Annotated in this window: 19 protein-coding genes; 11 read left to right on the top strand and 8 right to left on the bottom strand. The window is 66.0% G+C overall.

Annotated elements, in window-relative coordinates; all coding sequences use genetic code 11:
* The first annotated feature begins 12 nt into the window (after positions 1-12).
* Positions 13-1,194: an L-talarate/galactarate dehydratase gene (locus AC1DS3_RS09280; RefSeq protein WP_441637251.1), complete on the top strand. Its 1,182-nt coding sequence runs from the start codon at positions 13-15 to the stop codon at positions 1,192-1,194.
* Between the two features lie 83 nt (positions 1,195-1,277).
* Here the strand turns inward: AC1DS3_RS09280 and AC1DS3_RS09275 are convergent, their stop codons facing one another.
* The 5 genes from AC1DS3_RS09275 to AC1DS3_RS09255 form a co-directional block, all read right to left on the bottom strand.
* A complete protein-coding gene (locus AC1DS3_RS09275; RefSeq protein ID WP_441637249.1) occupies positions 1,278-2,291 on the bottom strand; it encodes an SMP-30/gluconolactonase/LRE family protein in 1,014 nt (337 codons plus the stop codon).
* 231 nt (positions 2,292-2,522) lie between these two features.
* On the bottom strand, positions 2,523-2,828 hold the full coding sequence (locus AC1DS3_RS09270) for a Dabb family protein (RefSeq protein ID WP_441637247.1): 306 nt from the start codon (positions 2,826-2,828) through the stop codon (positions 2,523-2,525).
* Positions 2,822-4,327 (bottom strand): aldehyde dehydrogenase (NADP(+)), encoded by a 1,506-nt coding sequence (locus AC1DS3_RS09265; protein ID WP_441637245.1) that lies wholly within the window; start codon positions 4,325-4,327, stop codon positions 2,822-2,824. Before AC1DS3_RS09265 ends, AC1DS3_RS09270 begins: the two co-directional genes overlap by 7 nt.
* Positions 4,324-4,776 (bottom strand): nuclear transport factor 2 family protein, encoded by a 453-nt coding sequence (locus AC1DS3_RS09260; RefSeq protein WP_441637243.1) that lies wholly within the window; start codon positions 4,774-4,776, stop codon positions 4,324-4,326. Before AC1DS3_RS09260 ends, AC1DS3_RS09265 begins: the two co-directional genes overlap by 4 nt.
* Positions 4,777-4,803: 27 nt before the next feature.
* Positions 4,804-5,625 carry an RraA family protein gene (locus tag AC1DS3_RS09255; protein ID WP_477109569.1) on the bottom strand — a complete coding sequence of 274 codons (822 nt, stop codon included), beginning with the start codon at positions 5,623-5,625 and terminating at the stop codon, positions 4,804-4,806.
* Between the two features lie 187 nt (positions 5,626-5,812).
* Here AC1DS3_RS09255 and AC1DS3_RS09250 point away from each other — a divergent pair, with 187 nt between their 5' ends.
* Complete coding sequence (locus AC1DS3_RS09250) at positions 5,813-7,423, top strand: IclR family transcriptional regulator domain-containing protein (RefSeq protein ID WP_477127060.1); 1,611 nt, start codon at positions 5,813-5,815, stop codon at positions 7,421-7,423.
* Positions 7,424-8,231: 808 nt separating this feature from the next.
* On the opposite strand, the gene AC1DS3_RS09245 is transcribed toward AC1DS3_RS09250, so the two are convergent.
* Genes AC1DS3_RS09245 through AC1DS3_RS09235 form a run of 3 tightly spaced genes read right to left on the bottom strand, consistent with a single transcriptional unit; the run spans position 8,232 to position 11,771 of the window.
* Positions 8,232-9,827 (bottom strand): gamma-glutamyltransferase family protein, encoded by a 1,596-nt coding sequence (locus AC1DS3_RS09245; protein WP_441637237.1) that lies wholly within the window; start codon positions 9,825-9,827, stop codon positions 8,232-8,234.
* Positions 9,828-9,859: 32 nt separating this feature from the next.
* Entirely contained in the window at positions 9,860-10,810 is a 951-nt protein-coding gene (locus AC1DS3_RS09240) for a Bug family tripartite tricarboxylate transporter substrate binding protein (protein ID WP_477127059.1), read from the bottom strand.
* Positions 10,811-10,853: 43 nt separating this feature from the next.
* Positions 10,854-11,771, bottom strand: a complete 918-nt coding sequence (locus AC1DS3_RS09235) for a ferritin-like domain-containing protein (protein WP_477109570.1) — start codon at positions 11,769-11,771, stop codon at positions 10,854-10,856.
* A 114-nt stretch (positions 11,772-11,885) separates the two neighbouring features.
* Between AC1DS3_RS09235 and AC1DS3_RS09230 the strand changes: the two genes are divergently transcribed.
* The 9 genes from AC1DS3_RS09230 to AC1DS3_RS09190 all read left to right on the top strand — a co-directional run.
* Positions 11,886-12,812: a LysR family transcriptional regulator gene (locus AC1DS3_RS09230; protein ID WP_441637229.1), complete on the top strand. Its 927-nt coding sequence runs from the start codon at positions 11,886-11,888 to the stop codon at positions 12,810-12,812.
* Positions 12,813-13,468: 656 nt separating this feature from the next.
* Positions 13,469-14,413 (top strand): cupin domain-containing protein, encoded by a 945-nt coding sequence (locus AC1DS3_RS09225; protein ID WP_477127058.1) that lies wholly within the window; start codon positions 13,469-13,471, stop codon positions 14,411-14,413.
* 139 nt (positions 14,414-14,552) lie between these two features.
* On the top strand, positions 14,553-15,113 hold the full coding sequence (locus AC1DS3_RS09220; protein ID WP_441637225.1) for a carboxymuconolactone decarboxylase family protein: 561 nt from the start codon (positions 14,553-14,555) through the stop codon (positions 15,111-15,113).
* Between the two features lie 26 nt (positions 15,114-15,139).
* Positions 15,140-16,249 carry an acyl-CoA dehydrogenase family protein gene (locus AC1DS3_RS09215; RefSeq protein WP_441637223.1) on the top strand — a complete coding sequence of 370 codons (1,110 nt, stop codon included), beginning with the start codon at positions 15,140-15,142 and terminating at the stop codon, positions 16,247-16,249.
* Positions 16,246-17,088 (top strand): ABC transporter ATP-binding protein, encoded by an 843-nt coding sequence (locus AC1DS3_RS09210; protein ID WP_441637220.1) that lies wholly within the window; start codon positions 16,246-16,248, stop codon positions 17,086-17,088. The genes AC1DS3_RS09215 and AC1DS3_RS09210 overlap by 4 nt, the downstream gene beginning before the upstream one ends.
* A gap of 43 nt (positions 17,089-17,131) precedes the next feature.
* Positions 17,132-18,322, top strand: a complete 1,191-nt coding sequence (locus AC1DS3_RS09205) for an ABC transporter substrate-binding protein (protein ID WP_477127057.1) — start codon at positions 17,132-17,134, stop codon at positions 18,320-18,322.
* 38 nt (positions 18,323-18,360) lie between these two features.
* The gene (locus AC1DS3_RS09200; protein WP_441637376.1) at positions 18,361-19,113 is read left to right on the top strand and encodes an ABC transporter permease; all 753 of its coding nucleotides are present in this window, start codon (positions 18,361-18,363) and stop codon (positions 19,111-19,113) included.
* Between the two features lie 360 nt (positions 19,114-19,473).
* Entirely contained in the window at positions 19,474-19,812 is a 339-nt protein-coding gene (locus AC1DS3_RS09195; RefSeq protein WP_441637216.1) for a hypothetical protein, read from the top strand.
* Positions 19,813-20,214: 402 nt separating this feature from the next.
* Positions 20,215-20,971: AraC family transcriptional regulator (locus tag AC1DS3_RS09190; protein ID WP_477127072.1), on the top strand; the 757-nt coding region annotated here is incomplete at its 3' end.

The raw sequence follows: 20,971 nt of genomic DNA, 5'->3' as shown, positions 1-20,971 counted from the left end.
CAAGGACGACTCATGAGCAATGTTTCACATCAAGCAACCGCCGCGCTGGTACCGTCGGCACAAGCCTCGGGCGACCGTATCGCGTGGGTAAAGGTCTCGCTGGTCTACCTGCCGCTGGCCGCCCCGATCAGCGACGCCAAGGTGCTGACCGGGCGGCAGCGCCCGCTGACCGAAATTGCCTTCATCTTCGCCGAGATCCGTACCCGCGACGGACACGAAGGCATCGGCTTCGGCTATTCCAAGCGTGCCGGCGGCCCCGGCATGTACGCCCACGCCAGGGAGATCGCGCCGGAGCTGATCGGCGAGGACCCAAACGATATCGCCCGCATCTGGAACAAGCTGCTGTGGGCCGGCGCGTCGATGGGCCGCAGCGGCCTGACCACCCAGGCCATCGCCCCGTTCGATATCGCGCTATGGGATCTCAAGGCCAAGCGTGCCGGCTTGCCGCTGGCCAAGCTGCTGGGCGCGCACCGGGATTCCGTGCGCTGCTACAACACCTCGGGCGGCTACCTGTCGATGCCGCTGGACCAGGTGCTGAGGAACGTCGACGCCTCCCGCGCCAACGGCATCGGCGGCATCAAGATCAAGGTCGGCCAGCCCGATACCGCCACCGACCTCAAGCGCGTCAAAGCGGTGCGCGAACTGCTGGGCGACGACTTCCCCTTCATGGTGGACGCCAACCAGCAATGGGACCGCACCACCGCGCAGCGCTTCGGCCGCGTGCTCGAGCAGTTCAACCTGACGTGGATCGAAGAGCCGCTGGACGCCTACGACATAGAGGGCCACGCCGCGCTCGCCGCCTCGCTCGATACGCCGGTCGCCACTGGCGAAATGCTCACCAGCTTCGGCGAGCATGCACAGCTCATCACCGCGCATGCTAGCGATTTCGTGCAGCCCGACGCGCCGCGCGTTGGCGGTATCACGCCCTTCCTGCAGATCATGAGCCTGGCGGACTTCAAGGGCCTGAAGCTGGCGCCGCACTTCGCCATGGAGATCCACCTGCACCTGGCTGCCGCCTATCCGCAGGAGCCGTGGCTGGAGCATTTCGAATGGCTGGAGCCGATGTTCAACGAACGGCTGGAACTGCGCGACGGCAGGATGATCGTGCCGAGCCGGCCGGGTCTTGGGTTTAGCTTGAGCGACCAGGCGCTGGCGTGGACGGCGGACAAGGTGGAGTTTGGGGCGAGGCCGTAGGCGGTCGTTAGCGATAGCGCACTAAGCCATACGCAAGCGGCGCGCTCCAGGGCGCGCCGCTTGCGTTTAACGCCCGCTTCGCGTCACGCCGCGCCAGCGCCACGCGTGTTGACGTACAGCGCGTAAATGGAATGGCTGCTGGCCATGAACAGCCGGTTGTTCTCCAAGCCGCCGAAGCACAGGTTGGCACAGCGCTCCGGTAGGCGGACATGGCCAATGGGCTTGCCCTTGGGGTTGAACACCATCACGCCGTCCAGCGGTGCCGGGTCCACGCCAGGCGCGCCGCCGCTGCCCCAGCCAGCCCAGATGTTGCCGTCCTCGTCGCACTTGATGCCGTCCAGCGCGCTGGGGCCGTCGGCGTCGATATGCTTGGTGCGGTTCGCCAGGCGTCCATCGGGCCCGACGCTGTAGGCCCACACCAGCCGGTTGGGCTGGGCACGGCCTTCGATCACATAGAGCGTTTTCTCGTCCGGCGAGAAGCACAGGCCGTTCGGCCCGGCCACGTCGTTGATGACCTGGGTGAGCTTGCCGGTCTCGCCGTCGATGCGATACACCGCGTGCGGCAGCTCTGGCTTGCCGATGCGGCCTTCGTAGTTGTTGCTGAGCTGGAAGGGCGGGTCGGTGAACCAGATGGAGCCATCGGACTTGCAGACAATGTCGTTCGGCGAGTTGAAGGGCTTGCCTACGAAGTTGTCGGCCAGCGTGACCACTTTGCCACTGTGCTCGGTACGGCTGATGCGCCGCGTGATGGCACCTTCGCAGGTGATCAGCCGGCCCTGGCGGTCGCGCGTGTTGCCGTTGGGATAGTTGGCGGGCGCGCGGAAGCTCGTGAGCTGGCCGCTGGCCTCGTCCCAGCGCATGATGCGGTTGGACGCCACGTCGCTGACAAGCAGGTAGCCGCCGTCGCCGATCCACACCGGGCCCTCGGCCCAGCGCAGGCCAGTGGCGAGCTGTTCCACGCTGGCGTTGAACAGGCGGTACTTCGCGAAAGACGGATCGAGGATGACGACGCTGGGGTCAGGGTAGCGCAGCGATGGCGTCCACTGCGCGGTGGCATTAGCGGCGGTAGCGCTGGCGGCCAGTGCGAGGCTACCCATCAGGAAGCCGCGACGCCGAGGCGAAGTGGCTTGCTGAAGCGGAAGCGGATGCTCCTCAGGTTGGTGCGAATCGGCTTGTGTCTCCATGCCCGGGCTCCTTTGTGTTGATCTTGCGGGAATCAATACAATAGGAAGCTTTGGGTGCGCTGGCGATGCTCGCGGGGCGGGATCGACAGCGCACTCCCAGCCAATGGGACGGTCGCGCCCGATGCGCGGGAAAACCCCGCCGCCTCAAATCGTGTAATCCACCGCAGCCCACTCGAAATAGGGCTTCAGATCCGCCACCAGCGCCTGGTGCAAGGGATGGAAGAGATAAGCATCCAGCGCCGCCTTGTCGTCTACCTCGGACTCCAGCACATAGTCCCAGCAGATCGCGCGATCCAGTTCATTTGCGGCAAAGCGCCAGCTCCGTATGGCAGGGATCAGCGCGCCCAGGGCCGCCATGCGCGCGGCGAGCGCGGCTTCCAGCGTGGCGTCCTTGGGCACATCCGGCTTGCGCCGGAACAACACGATATGCCGCATTCTTGCCTTCAGCATGGCACCCCCTCGCGCGCAATCAGCCAGGCTGGAGCATCTTGCAGCGCCACCGGACGCAGGAAGCGATCGAGCGCGGCGTAGCCCACCGAGGTGGAAAACGGTTGCGTCGACGCGGGGAAGGGGCCGCCGTGGTGCTGGGCGGCGGTCACGGCCACGCCGGTGGGCACGCCCGCAAACAGCACGCGCCCAGCCACCTGGGTGGCGGCGCGCACGAGTTCCAGCGTGGCGGCGTCCGGCGCTTCGCTGCCGGCATCCACGCCCCACAGCGTTACCGTGAGCGAGCCGCCTACGGCGCGCAGCACTTGCTGCACCTGCTCGGGCGAGTCGATCCGCACCACMAGCGCGGCGGCGCCGAAGACTTCTTCGTGCAGGCTGTGGTCGGCGATAAAGTCCGCGGCGTCGACCTCGGCGAGGTAGGGGCGCGGCAGGCCGCCGGCGTCCGCTCGCGCCACTTCACCAAGCAGTGGCTTGAGCTTGTCGGACGCGCGCCAGCGCGCTACGCCCTGGTCAAACGCGGCGCGAATGCCGGCACTGAGCATGGCATGCGGCGCGAGCGCGTGCAGGGCGCCGGCCAGCGCGCCGACGAAGGCGTCGGCGGCCGCGTCCTTGCCGACCACGATCACGCCGGGGCTGGTGCAGAACTGGCCGCTGCCCAGGCAGATCGAGCTGGCCAGGTTTTGCGCCAGCGCGGCGCCGTTGCCGCTCAGCGCGGCCGGCAATACCACGAGCGGATTGACGGAGCCGAGTTCGCCGTAGAACGGAACCGGATGCGCTCGCTCAGCCGCCACCTTGGCCAGCGCGGTGCCGCCCTTGAACGAGCCGGTGAATGCCACAGCTGCGATGGCCTCCGCTTGCACCAGGCGCACGCCGGTCTCGATGCCAGCGCCTTCGACAAAGCCGAAGATGCTGGCTGGCAGGCCTTGCCCGGCCACCACGCGTTGCGCCAGTGCAGCGGTCTTGCGCGACAGTTCCGGATGCGCCGGATGCGCCTTCACTACCACCGGGCAGCCAGCCGCTAGCGCGGCGGCGGTGTCGCCTCCGAGCACCGAGAACGCAAACGGAAAATTGCTGGCGGAGAACATCGCCACCGGGCCCACGGGCACACGCACGCGCGTCAGGCGCGGACGCCCTGCGGGTGGCGCGCCGGCGACGGCGGGATCGTCAAGGCTGGCGTGCGCGTCGCCGCGCTCCAGCACATCGGCAAAGCCGCGCAGCTGGAAGGCGGTGCGGTCCAGTTCGCCATTCAGGCGTGGCAGGCCGAGACCGCTCTCGCGGTCGGCCAGCGGCACCAGGGTTTCGCGATCCGCTTCGAGCGCGGCGGCCAGCGCGCGCAGCAGGGCGGCGCGTTGCGCGGCGGGGCTGGCGCCCCATTGGCCGGCCACGGCAGCGGCGGCGGCGACAGTGGCGTCGATCTGCGCCGGCGTGGAGGCCGGCCAGCTTGCGCCGGTGGGCTGGCCACTGCGCGCGTCGATGGATTGCAGCAGGGAGGACATGGTCATACGCTCTTCAGGTGATAGCCGCGGCCCGCGTAGTCGAACGCCACCAGTTCATTGATGGGCGTCGCCTTGTCGGCGGGCGAAGCGTAGTAGGCACGGATTTCGGCGATCTTGCCGGTTTCCGGATCGAAGTCGTACCACTCGGCGCCGCGCAGTGCGGTGCCGCTCTTGTTCTTCCAGTGCGTCCATTCGATCATCGCCTCCGGGCTGTCATGGCTGACGATGAGGCGCTCGATGGTCCATTGCGAGCCGAGCGTTTCCACGCACCAGATCCATTTTTTGGCGATGGTGTCAGCGGTGCGCCAGGGCACTTCGGGCAGGCCGGCGGGGAAGTAGTGCACCGCGTCCGGCGTGAAGCAGTCCATCAGTGCGTCGTAGTCGGCCGCGTTGCAGGCGTCGAAGTAGCGGCGGATCAGCGCGGCGTGTTGTTCAGGGGTGAATTTGCTGGTCATCTTGGTTAGGTATCCGGTTGGGCGGATTCAGCGGCTGCCGGCGGGCTTGGCTGCCGCGATCGGCGGGCGGCCAGCGGCAACCCATTCGCGATGCTGGGCGCGCGTAGCTTCGCTAGGCGGGTAGAGGCCCCACAGCGCTTCGCCAGCCTGCACGCGCAGCGCCAGGTAGGCTTCGATGTCGTCGCGCTTCTCGCACAGGCTGGCCATTTCCTCGGCCAGGTGGGCGGGGATCACGGTGATGTTGTCGCCGTCGCCGTGGATTACGTCGCCAGGATAGATCGCCACGCCGGCGCAGCCGATCGGGACTTGCAGGTCTGCCACGTGATGGTAGGACAGCCGCGTAGTGGCGGTCACGCCCGTGCTCCACACCGGGAAATCCATCTGGCTGAGCTCGGTGCCATCGCGGAAGCTGCCGTCGGTGATGACCGCACGGGCGCCGCGCATCATCATCCGCGTGATCAGCATATTGCCCATGGAGGCGGCGCGGCCGTCGCGGTTGCTGTCGATCACCAGCACATGGCCCGGTTCAATCTGCTCCACGCCCACCCATTGCAGGTTGTCGGCGGAAGGCTCGGTGGTGAGGTTGCCATAGATGTCGATGTCTTCGCGCGCCGGGATGAAGCGCATGGTGTACGCGCGCCCGGCAAAGGGCTTGACCTTGGGGTTGAGCGGCGTCAGGCCGTGCAATACCGGCTGGCGAAAGCCCTTGATGTAGAGCTGCGTGGTCAGCGAGCCGCTGGTCACCTTGGCCAGGCGGTCAAGTACCGAATCCGGCACGAACGGCGCGGGCGCGCGTTGCGGGATATTGGCCAGGGGCGGGGGAGGCGTGAGGGTGGGGTTGGTGCTCATGATGCGCGCGGTCCAGGTTGCAAGTGGTCGGGGCGGCCCTTGTCCCAATCGGTGGGACAAACCTGGCCGCGTGTCAGCTGTGCTGGCTGATTACATGGTATTGAACTTCCCGAGAACTTAAAATGCTCACCAGAGGGGCGGCGCGGCCAGACTCCTTCGTTTTTTCCATATATTGAGACAAGCCACCATGTCCGTGAATCCCGGTGACGGTACCGGCGCAATCGAGAAAGCCATCGACGTGCTCGAAGCGGTGGGCGCCACCCCCGGCGGCGTCAGCCAGAGCGACCTGGCCGCGCAACTCGCGCTGCCGCGCACTACGGTGTACCGCCTGCTGGCCACGCTGGTGGCGCGCGGCATGCTGCGCCGCGATCCGCTGCGCAAGGTGTACCGGCTGGGCTTTCGCTGCTTCGAGATGGCGCGCCAGGCCTACACCATGCCGGACCTGGTGGCCGCCGCCGCGCACGAGATGCGCGGCCTGCGCGACCTGACCGGCGAGACCTGCTACCTCGCCACGCTTGACGGGCTGGAGGTGATCTCGCTGGAGCGCTGCGACGGCGCCCACAGTGAACGCTCGGCAGCGGTGCTGGGCCAGCGCAAGCCTATGCACTGCACCAGCCAGGGCAAGGCCATCCTGTCGGCCATGGAAGGCCCGGCGCGCGATGCCATCGTGCGCGACCTGACATTGAAGGCGCTCACGCCGCTCACCATCACCGATCGCCGCCGCCTCAACGCGGAGCTCAATATCACCGCGGCGCGCGGCTACGCCATCGACGACGAGGAAATCGTGATGGGCGTGCGCTGCGTGGGCGCGCCCATCGTCGACCCCGAAGGCGTGGTGCGCGGCGCCATCAGCGTGGCCGGCCCGGCCTATCGCCTCACGCGCGCGCGGCTGGAGCTGCTCGGCCCCGAGGTGGCGCAGGCCGCCCGCCGCATCGGCGCGCAGCTCGAAGGCGTACGCGCCCMGGCAGGAGACGCCGCGGTGACTGCCGTGCCTGGGCCGTGGGCCTTCCAGGGCGGGCATCCGCTGTGGTGCGCGCGGCGCCAGCGGCTGTACTGGGCCGACGTGCTGGCCCCGTCGGTGCGCGTGCTGGACACCATGCAAGTCCCCGCGCGCGATGAACAATTKCTGCGGCTGGAAGCGCCCATCACGGGCATGCTGCTGCGCGGCGAGGAGGTATGGGCCATGCACGACGATGGCGCGGTCGCCATCGCGGCGGATGGCAGCCGCCGCCCGCTGGAGGGCTGGCCCCGCGCGCCACTGCAGGCGTTTTGCGATGGCGGCGATGCTGGCAACGACGCGCAAGCTGCGCAAGCGGTGTGGGCTGCCATGGCGTCCGCTGAAGGCGGATCGTCGGTCGGCCTGCTGCACGCCAACGGCAGCCTCGAGGTGCGCTGGCATATTGGCGAGGCCGTGCAGGCGCTGTGCTGGAGCGCGGCGGACGACACGCTCTACGCCACCACGCCCGCCTCCGGCGCCATCCTGATGCTGCAACCCGGCTCCGCAGCGGTGCGCCGGCTGGCCAGCATGCCACCGGGCGCGGGCAAGCTGAGCGGGCTTGCGCTGGACGCCAGCGGCGGTATCTGGACGGCGCTGAGCGAAGGCTGGAGCGTGGTGCGCTTCACGCGTGACGGCACGCTCGATCGCGTGGTGGGCATGCCCGTGCCGTGTCCCAGCGATGTGGMGCTCGGCGGCGCGAACCTGGACACGCTCTATATCACCTCCTCGCGTCAGCAGGTGCCGCTGGAGACGCTGGCCAAGGCGCCGCAGTCCGGCTGCTTGTTTGAAGTAAAGGTCTGAGCGGCTCGAAACCATGCGTGCCTTCTAACTTGTAGTGGTGGATCTCATAGCCGCATTCCCCACTTCCCATGTGAGCGTTGTTTTTTTATTTGTTCCAGGTCCATGCTGGCGAATGAGCAAAAAGCATGGGGAAATCCGTCGCGAAAGGGAATCTGTCGACAGACTCTCGCGAAGAGGTTCTATGCGCATCTTGATCCAGGCATGGGTTGAAGGGCAGGGAAACACGGCCCACTTGTCATCATGGCCAGTGTGTTCGCGCGCGAAGCCGATTTCGCACAGGCATCCGATCTGGGCTTGTTCACGCACCCGAGACCTCTATCCGCGATCAACAGCGCGCACGTGGCTCAATCCATCAACGATGAGTACAAAGGCGGCAGGCGAATTGAAGGGGTTGTTTTACGATGACAGTGCTGCCTTCAGCTTAAATGCAATTAATCGCACCCCAACCCGTAACAGGAAATGTCGGCGGCCAGAGGCGCGTAGGGCAAGGCCTGGAGCAGGAAGCGCAGAGCGCGACGGCGGTAGCTGCGATGGTGTCYGCGGCAGCTCAACAAGGAGCAATGGATTCCAGTCGTCGAGTGCAGGGATGCGATGCCCGGATCGCGCTTCGGCAGCGCACTACACGCGCGCAGGTGCACGCACCCCACGACAAATCAGTTGGGATTCGGCGCAGTCGCTGGCTGAGATAACGCGCGCGCCGCACGTTGGGCTTGTAGTCCCTGTGCCCGTTTCGCACCGGCCTGTGTAATGTGTCCCGCATGCTGACCCGCCAGATCCACGTGGGGCACCTCCCACCAGACAGCAGCCCCTATCTGACCGCGATATGGCTATCCCTGCGGGAATCGCTGGCGCCGACATACGAGCCACGCTTCCTGAGCAGGATCTGCATGCCCCCGAAGTCCCAGGTGCTCTCGGTTCTGGCGACCACGTGGTGGCCCAGGGCGGCGAGGCCCGAGACGGTATCGGCAGGAAAACCGGGTTCCAGCACCACCTGCCGCCCCGGCCCGACCTTGAAGCGCGGTGCATCGACAATGGCCTGCGGGCTCTGCGCGTAATCGTCCAGGCGCACCATCATCTGGACGTGGCCCTGCGGCTGGAATGTGCCGCCGGTCGCGCCGAAGGCAATCGGCTCGCCGTCGCCGGCAAAGGCGAATCCCGGCAGGATGGTATGGAAGGGCCGCTTGCCGGGCCTGAGGAAAGACGGGGAACCGGCATCGGTGGAAAAGCATGCGCCGCGATTCTGCAGCGAAACACCGGCGTCGGGCACCACGATCCCCGAGCCGAATCCCATGTAGTTAGACTGGATCAGCGAGACCATCATGCCATCGCGGTCGCCTGCCGCAAGGTAGACCGTGCCCGCCAGTGGTCCGAACGTGTGGCCGAAATCCGAAGCTTGCCGCATATTGATGCGTGCCGCGGCGGCCTGAAGGCAGGGGGCTTGCAAGCGGTCGCGTACCTGCCCGATTGCGTAGTCCGTATCGCCGATCAACGGCCCGACTTCGGCAAACGCCAGTTTGATGGCCTCGATCTGGAGATGCAGCGAGGCCGCCGAGTCGGCCGGCAAGCGCGCGACATCGTGATGCGCGAGCACGCCCAGCGCAAACAGTGCCACCGCGCCCTGGCCGTTTGGCGGCAGCTCGCTTACCTGTAGCGTGCCGTAGGGCGCCTGTATGGCATCGACCCACTCGGGTGCGTGCAGGCGTAAGTCCTCGGCGCTAAGGGCACCGCCTGTTTCGCGGGCGAACGTGGCGATTCGCCTGGCGGTCTCGCCGGTGTAGAAGTCCTTGCCATTGGTGCGCGCCACGCGTTCGAGCGTCTGCGCAAGCGTCGGCTGCAGGAACAGCGCCCCGGCCACGGGCGCTGCGCCGCCGGGGAGAAACACCGCCTCGAAGCCCGGCTGGCTGCGCAGCTTGGGCACCTGTTCCCGCCACTTCTGCGCGACACCGGGAGAGACGTGGAAGCCGGCTCGTGCGTAGCGCATCGCGGGCTCCAGCACGGTAGCGAGATCGAGCCGGCCAAAGCGCATGACCAGCGCGGTCCAGGCCGAGACGGCGCCGGGAACGGTGACGCTATCCCATCCGCGCTGCGGCATCGCGGGCAGCCTGGCAAGACGAGCGACGTCGATACCCATCGGTGCCCGGCCGCTGGCATTGAGGCCATACAGCTTGCCGCCAGCGAAGACCTGGGCGAATGCGTCGCCACCGATCGAGTTGTTGGTAGGCTCGACCACCGCGATGGCGGCTGCCGCAGCGATGGCGGCGTCCACCGCATTGCCACCGCACGCGAGGATGTCGAGCCCCGCTTGCGCGGCCAGCGGTTGGGATGCGATGACCATCTCGCTGCCATGCACGGCAGCCTTGAAGGATGGGTAACGCTCGGGGGCGGAGGCGGATGGGGCGTGCATGGGCTACTGCGCCGCCAGGTGCTTGCTCTGGATCAAGCCGCCCCATTTGGTGTACTCGCTTTGCACGAAGATATTGAACGCCTCGGGGCTGCTCCATTCGATTTCGGCACCCTGCGCGGCGAACTGCTGGCGCACCTCAGGGGACTTGAGGACAGCGACGAGATGGCGGTTGAGGACTCCACAACGGGGGCGGGCATGGCGGCCGGCCCGAAGATTCCAAACCAGGCGGTCACATCGAAGCCCTGCACGCCAGACTCGGCGACCGTGGGCAAGCCCGGCAGCAAGCTGCTGCGGTGCGCTCCTGTGACGGCCAGGGCGCGGACGGTGCCGGCCTGGATCTGGGCCTTGGCGGTGACCTGAAGGTCGAACATCAGGTTGACCTGGCCGCCAAGCAGGTCGGCCAGGGCAGGCGCGCTACCCTTGTATGGGACGTGGAGCAGCTGGATGTTGGCGGCCTTGGCCAACAGCTCGCCCGCGAGGTGGTTCGAAGTGCCGGCGCCAGCCGATGCATAGGTGATCTGGCCGGGGCGGGCTTTCGCCAGTGCGATCAGTTCGCCCATGGTTTTTGCCRGCACGGACGGGTTCTCCAGCACGACAAACGGCACGGATGCCACGCGGGAGATCGGCGTGAAGTCCTTGAGCGGATCATAGCCCACGCCACGATTGAGCGCGGGGTTCATCGCATGTGAGCTGACCGTGCCCATCAGAAGCGTATAGCCGTCGGGTGCTGCCTGGGCCACGAACTTGCTCCCGATGGCGGTGCCGGCACCCGCGCGGTTGTCCACCACCACAGGTTTGCCCACCCGTTCGGCGAGCCGCTGCGCGAGCAACCTGGCCAGGATATCGGCGGTGCCGCCAGGCGGATAGGGCACGACGAGGTGAATGGCGCGGTCCGGAAAAACTTGCGCGACGGCGGGCACTGGCAAGGCCAGTGTGGTGCTTGCTACGGCGAGTGCAAGCAGCCGGTAAAGAGATGTCAGCATAAGCAAGGCAGAGGAAGAATGACGCGCGGTCGGCGCGGAACGCTCAGGACAGCAGCGGGGCTTTGCCTTCGTCGACTTCGGCAATCGCCGGGATCTCCACGCCATGGCAGCCGACGTCTTCGCGGATCTCATCCAGCGAGCGCTTAATGATCGCCATCTCTTGCTCGGGATGCGTGGCGCCCAGGCCGTATTCGGCAGCGAGGGCGCGTGCCCGGCCCGCGCGCCGCTGCTCGTCCTCTGGCAGGTTGACGACAGCGTAGACCCCATTGAGCAGGCTGCCGCGCAGCTTCTTGGCGAATTTCTGCCCGAGCAGCGCCTTGTCGTCCGCCGATATTTCCGAGAAGAAACGCCGCATGATGATGCGTCCGAATTGGATATGCCGCGCCTCGTCGCGCAGGATCAGCTTGCAGGCCGTCCTAATGGACGTAAAGCGCGCGTTCTCGTAGCGGGCCTGCAGCAGTTCGCCGGATAGCTGCTCGAACAAGGTGTTCACCGCCAGGCCGGCGAAAAAGCTCATCTGCTTCTCATCGCGCTCATCGTGGAAGCGGGGGATGATGGCGCGGAAGTAGTCCGAACGCGGCGACTCCTGGTAGCCGGATATGGCACGCGCTACGCGGAACGAGGCCTCGTGGTGGCGCAGTTCCTCGGCGATGAAGTTGACGACGTGCTGCTTCACCTCGAACGGCTGGTGCTCGAAGATCGCATCGCGCAAGCGCTCGGCGCCGTAGGGAATGGCGCCGTGCTCCATCCAGGCGCGCAGGCTCCACCACTCGCCGCCAGCCTCGCGCACTTCCGCAGGAATGTCGGCCTGCTCCAAGTCCGAGTAGTCGATCTGCGTCGGGTCCCACGCCAGCGCACGGGCCTGCTCGCAAAGGCCCCAGACATCTTCGTAGGCCAGGGTGGAGACGATGGGGTACGGGTTTGGAACGGGAGTGAGTTCTTCAAGCAGGGAGGGGCGCATTGTGTGGTCCTGTGGGGCTATTGCGTTTTTGCTCTATGGGCTCACTGTAGTTTGCAAAGCCCTGATATTCCAAATACTATTCAAAGCTGTCCTTGATACATAAAGTGAATCACCGTGACCGACTTGCGCCAGTTTCAACAGTTTGTCGCCGTGGCCGAGCTGCTGAGCTTCCGGCGCGCGGCCGAGGCGTTGCACATGTCCCAGCCGCCCCTGACAGTGGCCATCAAGAAGCTGGAAGAAACCATTGGCACCGAACTGCTTGAGAGGAACCGGCATATGGTGCGGTTGACCCCGGCCGGGGAAGTCTTCCTGGTGGAGGCGCGCAGGACGATTGCCCAGGCCGAGATCGCGGTCGAATCGGCGCGGCGTGCGGCTAGCGGCATGTTCGGGACCTTGCGGCTTTCGTTCGTACCGAGCGCGGCGCTTGACGTGCTGCCGGACATCCTCAGGCGATTCCAGCAGGAGTACCCCGCGGTCAAGCTGATCCTGACAGGCGAGAGCAGCGGCAAACAGCTGGAGCTGCTGCGGCGCGGCGATACGGATGTCGCCATCGTGGTGCCGCCGGTGTATGAGCCCAGGGACCTGAGCCTGGATATCCTGTGCGAGGAAACACTGGTGGTCGCCGTTCCGGCGGCGCATGCGCTGGCCAGGCGCAAGCGCCTGCGACTGGAAGAGCTGAAGGCCGAAGCCTTCGTCGCGTTCCCCTTCGCGGAAGGGCCGGGCTACTCGGGGGTAATTCTGGCGGCTTGCCAGCGCGCGGGATTTTTTCCGCGCGTGGTTCAGGAAGCGTCACAGATGCAGACCATCATCACGCTGGTTGCCGGGAACTTGGGCATTGCCATTGTGCCCAGGGCCATGACAAGGGTGCAGGCACTGGGCGTGGTCTATATCGACGTGACGGAATCCCGTACTTCGTTGCGATATCCCCTGGTGATGGCCTCGCTGACCAACACGGAGAATGCACTGGTGGGGGCGTTCGGGGCGGTGGCTAAGCGGTCACTTGCGGGAGAGTGTTCTCTGCATGCGCCTATGGCAACGTGATGATGGCAGAGCGCGCCGCCACGCATGCGGCACGCCGCGTCTGACGTGCAACTCGGCTCGCGGCCAGCGCGACCAGGTCGGCGTAGGGCGGGGAGAGCAGCGGTTCGGTGGGGACGGTGTCGTCGAGGTACAGGCGCGCGGCACGGCCCGATCGACCCACAGTGGAACATGAAGTAGTGGCGATTTTTGCTGCTCATAGTTTCTTCCTTGGCTCTTCCTTCCCCGGCGAGAATGGCAGCGCGCCGGCAAGCAACGTCGGCAGCTCAATCTCACCGCCAGCAGGATCACTCGGAATCACGATACTGCTCAGGGAAACGCCGAGTGTTAGCGGCGCCGCCTAAGCAACGATCGCATCGTCCAGCGCCGCGAGCGATTGGAATCGGAAAGCGCTCCAGCGCCGATTCCAGCATGGCCTCCCCACGACGTTCCTACGAATACTTGTGTAGACGCTTACTCGGACGGGTGTGTACTAGGGGCGGAGTATGGAATACACCGGGCTTCGGCTCTCTAGCCAACTCTGATTTCGAATTCGAAGCTGGCCTTATCGCTAGTCCGCATAAGCAAATACGTATAAGTACCTTCCGTGCCGCACGGCGCCTGCGTTATGTTCGGCAGGCATGCTGCGCTCGTCTTCGCGGCAAACTTTGTAGCACGTCATGAACCACACGGATCGCGTGGTCCATTGGGTTCTGAGCAGCCTCGAACTCGAGACCACCCTCTTTCACTTAGGGCAGTATTGTGGCAACTGGCGCGCCTCGGTTGCTGGACGCTTGCGTGCAGGGTTTYATCTGGTGCTGCATGGCGACTGCTGGTTGCACCTGCCCGGCGATATGGCCCCCGTGCAGCTGCGGGCAGGCGATGCAGTGTTTTTCCTACGCGACGTGCCACACCATCTGGGGCCACACGCCGAGCCGCAGGCCTGCGTGGCAGACAGCGAGATGTTGTCATTGGATGCGCTCTTGCCGCCATCGCTGTCCTCGACCGGACTCGCCTGCGGCTTCTTCGATTTCCGCCCCGGCCTGAGCGAGGTGCTGCTGGCACCGTTCCCCGACTACTTGGTATTACGAGGCGAGGGCGGCGAGCGTGACGATGCCGATGACGGATTGGCTGCCACCCGCGCCTTGTTTGATCTGATCCTCGCCGAGGCACGGCGTGGCGGCAGCGAGCCTTCGCCGCTGATCGCGCGGCTGATCGATCTGCTGTTCTTTTATGTGGTGCGCCACCTCGCCGCGCGCGACGACGTGGCGCAGGGGCTGTGGCCGCTGTTGCGCAGCGCTGAGTTCTCGGGCCTGATGCTGGCGCTGATCCGGCATCCTGAACGGGCGTGGACGGTGGAGGCCATGGCGGCGTTGGTGCATATGTCCCGCGCCACCTTCTGCAAACGCTTTGTCGAGGCTAGCGGGCAGTCGCCGGCTGCCTTCCTGCTGTTGCTGCGGATGAAAGTGGCCGAGCAGCTGTTGGGCAGCCGATGCAGCATCGCCCAGGCGGCCGAGCGTGTTGGTTATCGCTCGGAGGCGGCCTTCGCGCGCGCTTTCAAGAAGGTAACCGGCTTGCAGCCGGGAGCCATGCGGCGACAGGGGCAGCGGCTGTCGCTGTCGTAGCACTCCCCCTGGGCGGGCATGGCGCACCGGCCAGCGAAACGCAGACGAAATGGCAGGGAATCGCGACGCTCGCGCATGGCGCCTGGCAGCCACTCGTCGCAAAATCGGCTGGTGTTCCACCTAATCCCAACGTGACGCCATGAACCGTATCCCGCTGCAATCCGCCGAGACCGCCCCCGAAGCCAGCCGCCCTCTGGTGGCGCGCGCCATCGCCAACAACGGCTACCTGCCCAACCTGATCGCCGCACTGTCCAACGCGCCGGCGGCGCTGGAGGCCTACCTGACCGTGTCGGAGATCAATAGCCGCGGCTCACTGACACTGGCCGAGCGAGAGGTGGTGCAGCTCACCGCTGCCACCACGCATGGCTGCGGCTTCTGCGTGGCCGGCCATACGGCAATCGCGGTGAAGAAGGCCAAGCTGGATGCTGACACGGTGGGCGCATTGCGCGCCCAGGCCGCGTTGCCCGAAGCCCGGCTGGAGGCACTGGCCGACTTCACCCGCGCCGTGATCAGCATGCGCGGCGCGGTGCCGCAGGACGCGTTCGATGCCTTCCTGGCAGCAGGCTTCACCGCGGCGCAGACACTGGATGTGGTGCTGGGCGTGAGCCTGGCCACGCTGTGCAACTTCGGCAACAGCCTGGCGCAGACACCCTTGAACCCCGAGTTGGAAGCGTACCGGTGGACACCTGCCGCGGCCTGACGTCACTGAATCGCAGAGGAACGCCGATGACTTTCTCCACATTCTCAAGCGTGCTGCCGCCGGATCTGGCGCAATGGCTGGCCGCCCATGCCGACGGGCTGGACAACGGCACCGTCGACCCGGGCGAGGTACTGCCACGCCTGGCTCAGGCCGGCCTATTCGGCGTCGGCGTGCCGCAGATCCTGGGCGGCAATGGTGGCACCCTCTCGGATGCTGTCGAGGCAGTGGCGGCAGTGGCCGAGTATTCGCAGACGGCGGCATTCGTGTTGTGGGGCCAGCGCGCTTTCGTCGAATACCTGCTGCAGACACCCAACCGCGCACTGGCGCAGCGCTGCCTGCGCGCGCTGCTGGATGGCCGCCTTGCCGGCGCCACCGGGCTATCCAATGCCATGAAGTTCCTTGGCGGCATCGAATCGCTACAGGTGACCGCGCGCGGCGGCGAGGCGGGCAACGTCTGGCTGATCGATGGCGTGGTGCCTTGGGCCACCAATCTGCATCCCGCGGGCTTTGCGGTGGCAGTGACTGCGGCCAGCGCATCCGGCGGATGTGCCGCCGTCTATGCCATTCCTTCGGGCCTGCCGGGTGTGGCGCGCAGCGAAGACCTGGACCTGATCGGCCTGCGCAGCAGTCATACCGCGTCGGTGCGCTTCGACGGCGTCGCACTGGATGCCGGCTGGTTGCTGCATGAAGACGCGCACCAGTTCTTGCCGCGTGTACGGCCGGCCTTCCTGGGCCTGCAGTGCGGCCTGGCGATCGGTCTGGCCCGGCGCGGCATTGCGGCGGCACGCGACGGTGTCGAAAGCGGTCGTTCCGTACTGGATGAAGAACTCGATGCGCTTGCCGCCGCGCTCGTCGGCGAGACACGCACGCTGCATGATGGACTGGGAGTCGGCGACTTCCTCGCTGCTCCCCGCACGCTGTTTGGCATCCGTATTCGCCTGGTGGAGCTGGCCGCGTCGGCGATGCAACTGGAGTTGCAAGCGCGCGGCGGTGCAGCCTACCTGCACGCGCGTACCAATGGCTTTGCGCGGCGCTGGCGCGAGGCGGCGTTCCTGCCCATCGTCACGCCCAGCCTGGTGCAACTGAAGACCGAGCTGGCGAGGCAAGCGGTGCTAGGCCCCCGGGTGGCGGCATGAGCGGAGCGCTGCTGGAAGGGCAGGGCCTGACGCTGGTCTACGGCAGCGGCGCGGCGTCGCGCACGGTGCTGCGTGGGGTGGACCTGCGGCTGGCAGCCGGCGAGGTGGTGTCGGTGATCGGCCCAAGCGGCGCCGGCAAGTCCAGTGTGCTGCGCCTGTTGGCCGGCCTGCAGCCGGCCACGCGAGGCTGGGTGCGCATGCAGGGGGAGGTGCTGGACGCACCGCATCCACGCATTGCCGTGGCATTCCAGGATGCCTGCCTGCTGCCATGGCTTTCCGTGGCGCGCAACGTGGGGTTCGGCCTGGACTTTCGGCATCAGCCAGCCTTGGCGTGCGCAGGGCGTCATCAGCGTGTGGCGCGCACATTGGCTGCCGTCGGGCTGAGCCATGCGCAGCACCTCTTTCCCGCGCAATTGTCCGGCGGCATGGCGCAGCGGGTGGCCCTGGCGCGCTGTCTGGCGCGCCAACCGCTGGCACTGCTGCTCGACGAACCTTTCGGCGCGCTGGACGAGATCACGCGCTCCGACATGCAGGCGCTGCTGCTGCGCATGGTACGCGAGTACGGCCCGGCGACGCTACTGATCACCCACGACATTGACGAGGCGCTGCTGTTGTCCGACCGCATCGTCCTATTGGGGGCCGCGCCCGGCGAGCCGGCCAGCGTGCTGCGCGAATGGCGCATCGCGTTGCCCCATCCGCGGGAGGCGGAGGTCGAGGCCCTGGGTGCCCTACGCGTGGAGATCGTACGGGCACTGCGCAGCCTGCTGCGGCCCGGCGGCAGGACTTCCACCGCGTTGGCAGCGCATCCAGCGCCGCAGCACCAGACCGCCACCATTTGAGGCAGCGCGACACACACCACGAAACACCAAGACGAGGTCAACGATGTGCCAGGTTCCGATGTCCCGGCGCGAGCTGCTGAAGCTCTCCGCGCTTTTTACCGCTGGCGGTGCTCTGCCGCTGCTCAATGCACTGAACGCACGCGCGGCCAGCGAGCCGGATGCACCTGTGCGCATCGGCTACCTGCCGATTACCGATGCTACGCCACTGCTGGTGGCGCACAACAATGGCTATTTCGACAAGGAAGGCATTCAAGCCGAGAAGCCCACGCTGCTGCGCAGCTGGGCACAGTTGGTGGAGGCCTTCATTTCCGGCCAGGTCAATGTGGTGCATCTGCTGTCGCCGATGACCGTCTGGGCGCGCTTTGGCAGCCAGGTTCCCGCCAAGGTGGTGGCGTGGAATCACGTCGGAGGCTCCGGGTTGACGGTGGCGCCGCAGGTCGGATCGCTGCGCGACCTGGGTGGCAAGACGGTAGCGATCCCGTTCTGGTATTCGATTCACAACGTCGTGCTGCAGACGATGCTGAAGAAGGACGGCCTGGTGCCGGTGAGCCGCAAGAGCGGGGCGCTGGCGTCCAATGAGGTCAACTTGGTGGTGATGGCGCCATCCGATATGCCGCCCGCGTTGGCCTCACGCCAGATCGAGGGCTATATCGTAGCCGAGCCGTTCAACGCCGCAGCGGAGACGATGAAGATCGGCAAGATACTGYGCTTCACTGGCGACGTGTGGCGCAATCATGCCTGCTGCGTGGTGTTCATGCACCAGCAGGATCTGGAGCGGCGCCCGGTGTGGGCGCAGAAGGTTGTCAATGCCATTGTCAAGGCGCAGCGCTGGACTCAGGACAACCGCGCCGAGGCGGCMGCGCTCCTGTCCAAGGATGGCGCCAACCGCTACACGCCACACACGCTGGACGCGTTGCGCCGGGTGCTGGTTCCCGATGCGGGCGAGCGTGCCCGCTATCTGGCCAGCGGCGCCATTCATCATGCCGACTGGAACGACAAGCGCATCGATTTCCAGCCCTATCCCTACCCCAGTTACACGGAAGAACTCGTGCGCCGGCTCAAGGGCACGCTGATCGAGGGCAATAGTGCCTTCCTGGCCGGGCTGGAGCCGCAGCGCGCCGCGCGTGAGCTGGTGGACGATCGCTTCGTGCGCCGCAGCCTGGCCGAGGTGGGTGGGCTCAAGGCCTTCGGCTTCGGCGAGGGCTTCTTGCGGCAGGAGGAGATTGCAGCGTGAACGAGCCTGCCAACGATGCCTGGTCCGCCAGCGGCATGATGCGCTCGGTGGCGGCGCGGCTGTGGCCGGGACTGGCCGGCCTGGCGGTGCTGCTCCTGCTGTGGTGGCTGACCACTGGTGCCGGGCAGGCACAAGGGCTGGCCACGCGCTTCACGCCGGGCGCCACGTTGGCCAGCGTGGCGGAACTACTGTGCCAGCCCGATTTTGCCCAGAATACGTTGGTGAGCCTGCGGCGCGTGTTGCTGGGACTGGGGATGGCACTTGCCGTGGGCGTGCCGCTGGGCTTGCTGGTTGGCGGAGCGGCGCTGGTGGATGCCGCCGTGTCGCCGGCATTCCAGTTCCTGCGCATGATCTCGCCGCTATCCTGGATGCCCGTGGTCGTGATGGTGCTGGGCGTGGGCGACCGCCCGGTGCTGTTCCTGCTGGCCTTCGCCGGAGTCTGGCCCATTCTGCTCAATACCGCCGCCGGGGTGCGCAACCTTGACCCCCGCTGGATCACGCTCGCCCGCAGCCTGGCCGCCACGCGCTGGGAGATGCTGATGCGGGTGGTGCTACCGGGCGTAGTGGGCAGCGTGTTGACCGGGCTGCGGCTGTCGATCGGCGTCGTATGGATTGTGCTGGTGCCGGCTGAAATGCTGGGGGTGAATGCCGGCCTGGGCTACTTCATCCTTGATACGCGCGATCGGCTGGCGTACTCGGAGTTGCTTGCCACCGTGCTGATGATCGGGCTGCTGGGTTTCCTACTCGATAGCTGCGCGCGCTGGCTGCAGCGTTGGTGGGCTCCTGCATAGCAGACCAGTGCGGGGCGGGGGAGGAGCCCCGCTGCCTCGTGGTGGCCGCCATCTCAATCAGTGACAGATCAACTATCAAGGGGCGCCAGGAAATCCTCGCGCAGCCGGGGAAGGTGCGCAAGCTAGCGCTCCGGTGGCTTCCCTCGGGCTCGGGTTGCTAGGCACATCCTGTACGGACCCGTGCTCGCAGCACATCCGCTTCGATGATGGTCACTTGTCCCGAGCCATGCGCCTATCGAATAAGATGCACGGGAGCGTGCCGAATATCCTCTGTGAGTGTTCGGTGGGGGCATGTTCTCCACTACCCTTTAGGAAGATCATTCAGTATCGACGGGCTGCGACGCCCCCGATCATTTTCCTATGAGATCCCGATCGGTACCACCCAGATGGAGTCGTTTCTATATCCTGGATGCGAAGAACCGGCCTGTCCAGGTGTTGGACCAGGGCGAGTGGTCGCGCTGGATGGCTGAAAACGAACTGATCTTCCGCCGCACGCTGTTGGAAGACTGCGGCGTCGTGGTCACCACCCGCTTCCGCGGAGTGTCTGAGCGAGCACATAGGGACACGCCACTGTTCGTGACTCGTGTTGTCGGGAAGGTGGCGGACGAAAACGAGAGCTATGGAGCCTGCACGCTTGATGAGGCGTTGGAGCAACATGAATTGCTTGTGCAGAAACTCATTCGCGCTGCGCTAGATTGAGCCAGGATTTGAGCCCGCGCGACGGTGTTCGCAATCCATATCCGCTCTCAAGGGATGCAATTAATCACTTGCGGTGATAATCAAGCAAATTTGACCCGCTGGCAGGAGGGCGGGGCCGCCTTAACGGGTCCATCCGATTCGGTGCTGATACTGTGGCGCAGCGAAGGGACCAATCCGTCCGCTGCAGAGCAATTTTAATCACTGGCAGCATAAGCCAGCTGTACCCCAGGGGCGCTGCTTGCCTCGCTCCCTGACTGCGACAGAGCCCTCATCGTCGGAAAGCCAAAAAAGTGACGAGCCAGTCCAGCTTATGACAAAATAAATGCCCCCTGGTCACACCGGAAATGACGTTGCGGTCCGGACGTCGACGCACCCTTGAGTCATATTTCTGGCACGGTTCCCATTTCGCTGGTCAACGGCTTCCTGTCGGGTGCCGATCCCGCCGCCATTGAGCGGCTGGCGGAGTGCTCTGGCATCCCCCACGGCTTGCTGCGCCGCCCTGGCTCCCGCGTGACCGAGGAGCAGTTCTCCACGCTATATCGCCTGCTCGCGACCGAACTGGACGACGAAATGCCGGGCATCTTCAGCCGCCCCTTGCGCAACGGCACGCTGAAATACCTTTGCCTGAGCCTGCTCGACGCCCCGCGGCTGGAAGTCGCGCTGCACCGGTTCGGCCAGTTCTTCCACCTGATCCTGGATGATTTCCGGCTGGATTCGGGCCGCGACGGCGAAGGCGCCTGGGTTGCCATGGTGGTGGATCCGGCGGGCCCCAGCGTGACCGAACTCGGTCGCGAACTTATCATGAAGCTGGTGCACGGCATCGCGTCATGGCTGGTTGGGAAGCGGATCCCGCTGATCGCGGCGGAGTTCGATTTTGCGCGTCCCGCGCACGCAACGGACTACCTCTTTCTCTTTCCGGGGCCGGTTCAGTTCGGTAGCGCACAGACACGCATGCGTTTCGAGGCGGCCTACCTGGATATGCCCGTGCGGCAACGCAAGGCCGACCTGCAGAGATTCCTGGCGCGCGCCCCGGAAGATTGGATCTTCGTCTCCTTTGCCGACCAGATGGTTTGCCACCGGGTCAGGCAATTCCTCGCCGATTGCCTTCCCGCCATGCCGACGCTGGAAGTGGTTGCCCAGGACCTGCACTATTCCGTGC

Source organism: Cupriavidus sp. 01L46 (assembly GCF_056399905.1).
The sequence above is the reverse complement of the archived record's forward strand: the minus strand, read 5'-3'. Positions and strand labels throughout refer to the sequence as shown.

Coding starts and splice junctions, on each gene's coding strand:
- AC1DS3_RS09280 (WP_441637251.1), top strand. CDS start 13: ATGAGCAATGTTTCACATCAAGCAACCGCCGCGCTGGTACCGTCGGCA.
- AC1DS3_RS09275 (WP_441637249.1), bottom strand. CDS start 2,291: ATGGGTAGCCTCGCACTGGCCGCCAGCGCTACCGCCGCTAATGCCACC.
- AC1DS3_RS09270 (WP_441637247.1), bottom strand. CDS start 2,828: ATGCTGAAGGCAAGAATGCGGCATATCGTGTTGTTCCGGCGCAAGCCG.
- AC1DS3_RS09260 (WP_441637243.1), bottom strand. CDS start 4,776: ATGACCAGCAAATTCACCCCTGAACAACACGCCGCGCTGATCCGCCGC.
- AC1DS3_RS09255 (WP_477109569.1), bottom strand. CDS start 5,625: ATGAGCACCAACCCCACCCTCACGCCTCCCCCGCCCCTGGCCAATATC.
- AC1DS3_RS09245 (WP_441637237.1), bottom strand. CDS start 9,827: ATGCACGCCCCATCCGCCTCCGCCCCCGAGCGTTACCCATCCTTCAAG.
- AC1DS3_RS09235 (WP_477109570.1), bottom strand. CDS start 11,771: ATGCGCCCCTCCCTGCTTGAAGAACTCACTCCCGTTCCAAACCCGTAC.
- AC1DS3_RS09220 (WP_441637225.1), top strand. CDS start 14,553: ATGAACCGTATCCCGCTGCAATCCGCCGAGACCGCCCCCGAAGCCAGC.
- AC1DS3_RS09215 (WP_441637223.1), top strand. CDS start 15,140: ATGACTTTCTCCACATTCTCAAGCGTGCTGCCGCCGGATCTGGCGCAA.
- AC1DS3_RS09210 (WP_441637220.1), top strand. CDS start 16,246: ATGAGCGGAGCGCTGCTGGAAGGGCAGGGCCTGACGCTGGTCTACGGC.
- AC1DS3_RS09200 (WP_441637376.1), top strand. CDS start 18,361: ATGCGCTCGGTGGCGGCGCGGCTGTGGCCGGGACTGGCCGGCCTGGCG.
- AC1DS3_RS09195 (WP_441637216.1), top strand. CDS start 19,474: ATGAGATCCCGATCGGTACCACCCAGATGGAGTCGTTTCTATATCCTG.